Raw genomic sequence first — 7367 nt, 5'->3', positions numbered from 1 at the left:
CGTCTTGCGGATTGATCCGGATTTCAAGGTTGTCTTTAGAAACGTCGATGCCTGCGCAGGAAAACATAGCCAAACCCTCTTACACTCAAAGGTGAGAGCGCTCTGGCTGGGCTCCACGCTTGTAACTGTTCGAGGTAGGCTCGTTCAACTGTTCGGGCTCAATAACCAGAGTGGAGGGGTGAATGGCAGCGTGGGCTCCCACACGTGCTTTAAGCACTCCGGGCGTTCAGCTTGCCACTCACCGCTCTCATCACCAGTCTAATTCCTGCGCAAGACACAAGCGGGCTTGCTCGCGAAGACGGTGTATCAGCGAAAAATATGTCGACTGACACTCCGCCTTCGCGAGCAAGCCCGCTCCCACATTGATTGTGTTTAACCGTTAGAGGGCTTCTCTGGACGGATGACCATCCACCAGGCGCTGGATGCGCAGCGGATTGCCATTCTTCAACGCGTCTGGCAGCAGGCTGTCCGGGTAGTTCTGGAAGCACACCGGGCGCAGGAAACGGTCAATCGCCAAGGTGCCCACCGACGTGCCGCGTGCATCGGACGTCGCCGGGTACGGTCCGCCGTGGACCATCGAATCGCAGACTTCCACGCCCGTCGGATACCCGTTCAGCAGAATCCGTCCGACCTTTTGCTCCAGCAGCGCCGTTAGCTCGCCGAACTGTTCGAAGTCCGCCGGGTCGCCAATGATCGTCGCGGTGAGCTGGCCATGCAGCCCGTTCAGTGCGGCGCTCAGTTGCGCCTGATCGGCCACTTCCACCACCACCGTGGTCGGACCGAACACCTCTTCCTGCAGGACTTCATCGCCCTTGAGCAACAGGCTGACGTCCGCTTTGAACAATTGCGGCTGAGCCTGATTGCCCTTTTGCGCATTGCCCGCCAGATGCGAGATGCCCGGGTGCGCGAGGAGTTTTTCCAGGCCTTTGCCATAGCTGCCCAAGGTTCCGGCATTGAGCATGGTTTGTGCCGGCTGATCGTTGATCAACCATGCGACCTGCTGCACGAATGCGCTGAACTGCGGCGAACGAATCCCGATCACCAACCCAGGATTAGTGCAGAACTGACCACAGCCCTGAACCACCGACGCCGTCAGGTCACGGGCGACTGTTTCAGCGCGGCTCTGCAACGCCTGCGGCAGCACGATCACCGGGTTGATGCTCGACATCTCGGCGAACACCGGAATCGGCTGCGCGCGTGCAGCGGCCATGTCGCACAAGGCGCGACCGCCCTTCAACGAGCCGGTAAAGCCAACGGCTAAAATTGCCGGGTGCTTGACCAGCGCTTCGCCGACCCCGCCACCGTAGATCATGTTAAACACACCGGCCGGCATGCCGGTTTTTTCCGCGGCCCGCAGGATCGCGTCAGCCACCCATTCGGCCGTGGCCATGTGACCGCCGTGAGCCTTGAACACCACTGGGCAACCGGCCGCCAGGGCCGAAGCGGTGTCGCCACCAGCCGTCGAGAACGCCAACGGAAAGTTGCTGGCCCCGAACACGGCGACCGGGCCGAGCCCGATACGGTACTGGCGCAAGTCCGGACGTGGCAGTGGCGTGCGCTCGGGCAATGCTTTGTCGATCCGCGCACCGTAAAAATCACCGCGCCGCAGCACTTTGGCGAACAGGCGCATCTGGCCGCTGGTGCGACCGCGTTCGCCTTGAATACGCCCAGCAGGCAGCGCGGTTTCGCGGCAGACCACAGCGACAAACTCGTCACCCAGCGCGTCCAGCTCATCGGCAATCGCATCGAGGAACTGCGCACGACGTTCCGCGCTCAAGCTGCGATACGCCGGGTAAGCCGCAGCGGCAGCCTTGGCGGCGGCGTCCACTTCTTCCGGGGTGGCCTGGTAGAAATCGTGCGGCAACGCTTCGCCGGTGCTGGCATCAATGCTCTGGAGCTTGAGCGAGCCAACAGCGCTGCGCTGGCCACCGATGTAATTGTGTCCAAGGATCAGGGTCATGCATGTCTCCTTAAAGGGTGCCAACGGTACCGGGTTCTAACGCTGCTGGCGCAGGTTCGATGCCGTTGATCAACGGTGCACCAAACTCGGTCTGGCTGATTTCAAACACGTCACCCGGTCGAGTACGAATACCGTCGGCGAACGACAGGGTCGCGGTGCCGAAGAAATGAATGTGCACGTCCCCCGGACGCAGGAACTGGCTGTACTTGAAATGGTGGTATTCGAGGTTTTCCAGGCTGTGGCACATGTTGGCTTCGCCGCTGAGAAACTCGTTCTGCCACAGCACTTCACCGTCGCGCAGGATGCGGCTGGTGCCGGCCAGATGCTGGGGTAATTCGCCGACCCGAAGCTCCGGACCGTAACTGCAACTGCGCAATTTGGAGTGCGCCAGGTACAGGTAATTTTTACGTTCCATGACGTGATCGGAGAACTCGTTGCCGACGGCATAACCGAGGCGGTAAGGCTTGCCATCGTGGCCGATGACGTAGAGGCCACTGAGCTCGGGCTCTTCGCCGGCGTCTTCGGCGAACGGTGGCAGCGGGAACGGCTGGCCCGGCCGAACGACAATGCTGCCGTCGCCCTTGTAGAACCATTCCGGTTGCACGCCGGCCTGCCCTGCGTCTGGTTTACCGCCCTCCACACCCCATTTGAAGATGCGCATGGTGTCGGTCATGGCCGCTTCGTCACCGGCGTGTTGATGCATTTTGTCCCGTGCCGAGGCGCTGCCCAAATGGGTCAGGCCGGTGCCGCTGACCAGCATGTGCGCCGGGTCCGGGTGATCCAGTGGTGGCAGGATGCGCAACGTGGCGAGCAGTTCGGCGTAAACGTGGCTGGTGCCCAGGCCGAGGGCGTTTACCTGTTGCTGCAGATTTGTGCCAGCTTCTATTGCTGCCAATGCCAGATCGCGGACGGTGTGCGCGTCTTGTACTTCACGGACCAGACCGCCCTCGACGACACCGACGCGGCGCTCGCCGTTACTTAATTCGAATTGAACCAAACGCATGATTTTCTCCTGTAAACACAAAACTCGACAACACCACGAAGCAAATGTGGGAGCGGGCTTGCTCGCGAAGGGGCCATCACATTCAACATTCACGGAGACTGACACACCGCCTTCGCGAGCAAGCCCGCTCCCACAGTTGATTGGTGTTGACCTTAAGTACGGGTTGCACCGCGCGCACTGGCTGCAAATTGATCCGCCGGCAGCACATGCTTGCGCTCCAGCAACCGATACACCACGCCCGTCAGCACCAGCCCGAACACCATCACTCCCGACAGGAAATACAGACCCGACGCGAGGTTGCCGGTGTATTCCTTCAGCGCACCGATCACGAACGGACCGATATAACCGCCAAGGTTGCCCACCGAGTTGATCAAGGCGATCCCGGCCGCCGCGCTGGCTCCGGCAAAGAATCGACCCGGCAATGTCCAGAACACCGCCGTGCAGGAAAACAGCGCAAACGCCACCAGACACAGCGCGGCCAGTTGCAACACCGGCACCGTCAGCCAGGCGCTAAGGAACAGGCCGATGGCGCCCAGCACATACAGCACGGCCAGGTGACCATAACGATCATTCAAACGGTCGGAGCTGCGCGGAATGATCAGTAACCCGACGATCCCGAAAATGTACGGCACCGCGGAAACGAAACCGGTGACCAAGTCGCTACCGCCGAACTGTTTGATCAATGTCGGCAACCACAGGCCCAAGCCATAAATGCTCAACGTCACCGGCAGATAAAACAGCGCCAGCAGCAACACACGCTTGTCCTTGAGCGCGTGCAACGGGTTGCCGTGACGGGTTTGGCCGTATTCTTCAAGGTCCTTTTTCAACTCGCCGGACAGCCAGTCCTTCTCGGTCTGGTCCATCCATTTCACCTGTTGCGGGCCATCAGGCAGGTAACGCAGCACTGGCCAGGTCAGCAGGATCGCCGGTGTACCGATGACGATGAACAGCCACTGCCAGCCGTGCAAACCGAGGGTGCCGTCCATGCCGAGCAAGCCGCCGGACACCGGACCGGTGACCATCATCGCGATGGGTTGGGAAAGGATGAACAGGCCAAGGATCTTGCCGCGATGGCGAATCGGAAACCACTGCGTGATGTAGTACAGAACGCCCGGGAAGAACCCAGCTTCCGCCGCACCGAGCAGGAAGCGCATCACATAGAAGCTCTGCGGTCCCTGTACGAACGCCATGCCGATGGTGATGGCGCCCCAGGTGATCATGATCCGCGCGAACCAGCGTCGTGCACCGAAGCGGTCGAGCATCAGGTTGCTGGGGATTTCAAACAGGAAATAACCAATGAAGAACAGCCCGGCACCGAGGCCGTAAGCCGCGTCACCGAGGCCGATGTCGGCGCCCATGTGCAGCTTGGCGAAGCCTACCGCGGAACGATCCACATAGGCGATCAGGTACAGCAGGATCAGGAAGGGAATCAGTTTCAGCGTGATGCGGCGGATAAGCCGCAGTTCCTGGCTCATGAGATCGGTCTCCGATTGTTGTTGTTATAGAACCTCGGGGGCCGCCTCTCGCCGAAAATCACCAGGGCCAACCCTCCGTTGAAATCGACTATATAGTATTACTAATTACCCAACAACACTTCCAAACCGGCGAATTTGCGCTTATGTTACGCCGTAGCCGTAACAATATAGTCATACAATAAGAGAATCGATCATGTCTGATAAGAAACCCACCCTGCGCTCCGCCCAATGGTTTGGCACCGCCGACAAGAACGGCTTCATGTACCGCAGCTGGATGAAGAATCAGGGCATCGCCGACCACCAGTTCCAGGGCAAGCCAATCATCGGCATCTGCAATACCTGGTCGGAACTGACCCCGTGCAACGCGCACTTCCGCCAGATCGCGGAGCACGTCAAACGCGGGGTGATCGAGGCCGGTGGCTGGCCGGTGGAATTCCCGGTGTTCTCCAACGGCGAATCCAACTTGCGCCCGACCGCCATGTTTACCCGCAACCTGACGAGCATGGACGTCGAAGAAGCGATTCGCGGCAACCCGATTGATGGCGTGGTATTGCTGACCGGTTGCGACAAAACCACCCCGGCACTGCTGATGGGTGCGGCCAGTTGCGACGTGCCGGCGATCGTCGTCACTGGCGGCCCAATGCTCAACGGCAAGCATAAAGGTCAGGACATCGGCTCCGGCACGGTGGTCTGGCAGCTCAGCGAGCAAGTGAAAGCCGGCACCATCACCCTCGACGACTTCCTCGCAGCCGAGGGTGGCATGTCTCGCTCGGCGGGCACTTGCAACACGATGGGCACGGCATCGACCATGGCCTGCATGGCCGAAGCACTGGGCACTTCCCTGCCCCACAACGCGGCGATTCCGGCGGTTGATTCACGCCGTTATGTGTTGGCGCACATGTCCGGCATGCGTGCGGTAGAAATGGTTCGCGAAGACCTGAAGCTGTCGAAAATCCTCACTAAAGAAGCCTTCGAAAACGCCATCCGCGTCAACGCTGCCATCGGTGGTTCGACCAACGCCGTGATCCATTTGAAAGCCATCGCCGGCCGCATCGGCGTGGACTTGGAGCTGGACGACTGGACCCGCATCGGTCGCGGCATGCCGACCATCGTCGACCTCCAACCGTCCGGGCGCTTCCTGATGGAAGAGTTCTACTACGCCGGCGGCCTGCCCGCCGTGCTGCGTCGCCTCGGTGAAGCCAACCTGATCCCGCATCCGAATGCCTTGACCGTCAACGGCAAGACCCTCGGCGAGAACACCAAGGACGCGCCGATCTACGGCCAGGACGAAGTGATCCGCACCCTCGACAACCCGATCCGCGCCGACGGCGGCATCTGCGTGTTGCGCGGCAACCTGGCACCACTCGGTGCGGTGCTCAAGCCGTCCGCAGCGACGGCAGAACTGATGCAGCATCGCGGGCGCGCGGTGGTGTTCGAGAACTTCGACATGTACAAGGCGCGGATCAACGATCCGGAACTGGACGTCGACGCCAACTCGATTCTGGTGATGAAAAACTGCGGGCCGAAGGGTTATCCGGGCATGGCTGAAGTCGGCAACATGGGTTTGCCGGCCAAGTTGCTGGCGCAAGGCGTGACCGACATGGTGCGCATTTCCGATGCGCGCATGAGTGGCACCGCGTATGGCACCGTGGTGTTGCACGTCGCGCCGGAAGCGGCGGCAGGCGGACCTTTGGCCGCGGTGAAGGAAGGTGACTGGATTGAGCTGGACTGTGCCAGCGGGCGTTTGCACCTGGATATTCCGGATGCTGAACTGGCGGCGCGGATGGCGGACCTGCAACCACCGCAACAGATGATCCTGGGCGGGTATCGTCAGCTGTACATCGACCATGTGCTGCAGGCGGATCAGGGTTGCGACTTCGACTTCCTGGTCGGCTGCCGCGGCGCCGAAGTGCCGCGCCACTCTCACTGATCACCACCGTCCAAATGTGGGAGCGGGCTTGCTCGCGAAAGCGGTTTAACATTCAGCAGAGATGTTGACTGTCACACCGCCTTCGCGAGCAAGCCCGCTCCCACATTTGCTTTGTACCTGCCTCAAGATCCCGTCGTGCCTGTTATCATGCGCGACACCCCTTCGCACAGGACCGCGCCGTTCCCCATGGATTACCGCAAACCCTCCGACCGCAAAAGCATGCACTCGCGCATTGTCCAGGAACTGGGCATGCAGATCGTTTCCGGGCGCTTCAAGCCGGACGACAAACTGCCCGCCGAAGCCCTGCTGTGTGAGGAGTACGCGGTCAGCCGCCCAGTGTTGCGCGAAGCCACCCGAGTGTTGGTTGCCAAGGGGCTGGTGTATTCCCGTCCGCGTGTCGGCACGGTGGTCAAGCAGCGCAAGGAATGGCACATGCTCGACCCGGACGTTTTGCATTGGTTGATGCAAAGCAGCCCGCAGAACCAGTTTTTCGATTTGCTGACCAGTGTGCGCAGCATCATCGAACCCGCCGCCGCTGCACTGGCCGCGCAGTTCGCCACCGACGCAGACATCGCGTCCATCGGCGAAGCCTACCAGCGCATGGAAGCGGCGCCGACCCCGGAAGCGTTGCTGCAACCGGACCTGGATTTTCACAGCCGCATCGCCGACGCGACCCACAACGACTTGCTGGCCAACCTGTGCAACATGCTGTCGGTGGCGATTGCCGAAGCATTGAAGCATTCCAACCAGCGGCCGAACCTGCACGAACTGGCGTTGCCCCGGCACAAGGCAATCCTCACAGCCATCGAGAATCGCGATGCGCTGGGCGCACGGCATGCGACGCTGGTGCAGCTTGATGATGCGCGCAGTGCGTTGAATGTGGTGTTGGGTACTGATCCGTCATAATCCACAAATCAATGTGGGAGCGGGCTTGCTCGCGAATGCGGTGCATCATTCATTGTTGATGTCGACTGACACGCCGCCTTCGCGAGCAAGCCC

At 60.7% G+C, this 7367-nt stretch carries 5 protein-coding genes; 2 read left to right on the top strand and 3 right to left on the bottom strand.

Annotated elements, in window-relative coordinates; translation table 11 throughout:
• Positions 1-379: 379 nt before the first annotated feature.
• From EAH78_RS25490 to EAH78_RS25480, 3 genes are all read right to left on the bottom strand, one after another.
• Positions 380-1960 (bottom strand): aldehyde dehydrogenase (NADP(+)), encoded by a 1581-nt coding sequence (locus tag EAH78_RS25490; RefSeq protein ID WP_140670138.1) that lies wholly within the window; start codon positions 1958-1960, stop codon positions 380-382.
• 10 nt (positions 1961-1970) lie between these two features.
• Positions 1971-2963, bottom strand: coding sequence for an AraD1 family protein (gene araD1 / locus EAH78_RS25485; RefSeq protein WP_140670136.1), 993 nt, complete (start codon positions 2961-2963; stop codon positions 1971-1973).
• A gap of 152 nt (positions 2964-3115) precedes the next feature.
• Complete coding sequence (locus tag EAH78_RS25480; protein WP_140670134.1) at positions 3116-4438, bottom strand: MFS transporter; 1323 nt, start codon at positions 4436-4438, stop codon at positions 3116-3118.
• A 193-nt stretch (positions 4439-4631) separates the two neighbouring features.
• On the opposite strand from EAH78_RS25480, the gene EAH78_RS25475 reads away from it, so the two are divergent.
• On the top strand, positions 4632-6368 hold the full coding sequence (locus EAH78_RS25475) for an IlvD/Edd family dehydratase (RefSeq protein ID WP_077432073.1): 1737 nt from the start codon (positions 4632-4634) through the stop codon (positions 6366-6368).
• A 186-nt stretch (positions 6369-6554) separates the two neighbouring features.
• Complete coding sequence (locus EAH78_RS25470) at positions 6555-7274, top strand: FadR/GntR family transcriptional regulator (protein ID WP_084320617.1); 720 nt, start codon at positions 6555-6557, stop codon at positions 7272-7274.
• Positions 7275-7367 lie beyond the last annotated feature (93 nt).

The organism is Pseudomonas arsenicoxydans, from assembly GCF_006438915.1.
GTDB classification, from domain to species: domain Bacteria; phylum Pseudomonadota; class Gammaproteobacteria; order Pseudomonadales; family Pseudomonadaceae; genus Aquipseudomonas; species Aquipseudomonas arsenicoxydans_A.
The sequence above is the reverse complement of the archived record's forward strand: the minus strand, read 5'-3'. Positions and strand labels throughout refer to the sequence as shown.

Coding starts and splice junctions, on each gene's coding strand:
- araD1 (WP_140670136.1), bottom strand. CDS start 2,963: ATGCGTTTGGTTCAATTCGAATTAAGTAACGGCGAGCGCCGCGTCGGT.
- EAH78_RS25470 (WP_084320617.1), top strand. CDS start 6,555: ATGGATTACCGCAAACCCTCCGACCGCAAAAGCATGCACTCGCGCATT.
- EAH78_RS25480 (WP_140670134.1), bottom strand. CDS start 4,438: ATGAGCCAGGAACTGCGGCTTATCCGCCGCATCACGCTGAAACTGATT.
- EAH78_RS25490 (WP_140670138.1), bottom strand. CDS start 1,960: ATGACCCTGATCCTTGGACACAATTACATCGGTGGCCAGCGCAGCGCT.
- EAH78_RS25475 (WP_077432073.1), top strand. CDS start 4,632: ATGTCTGATAAGAAACCCACCCTGCGCTCCGCCCAATGGTTTGGCACC.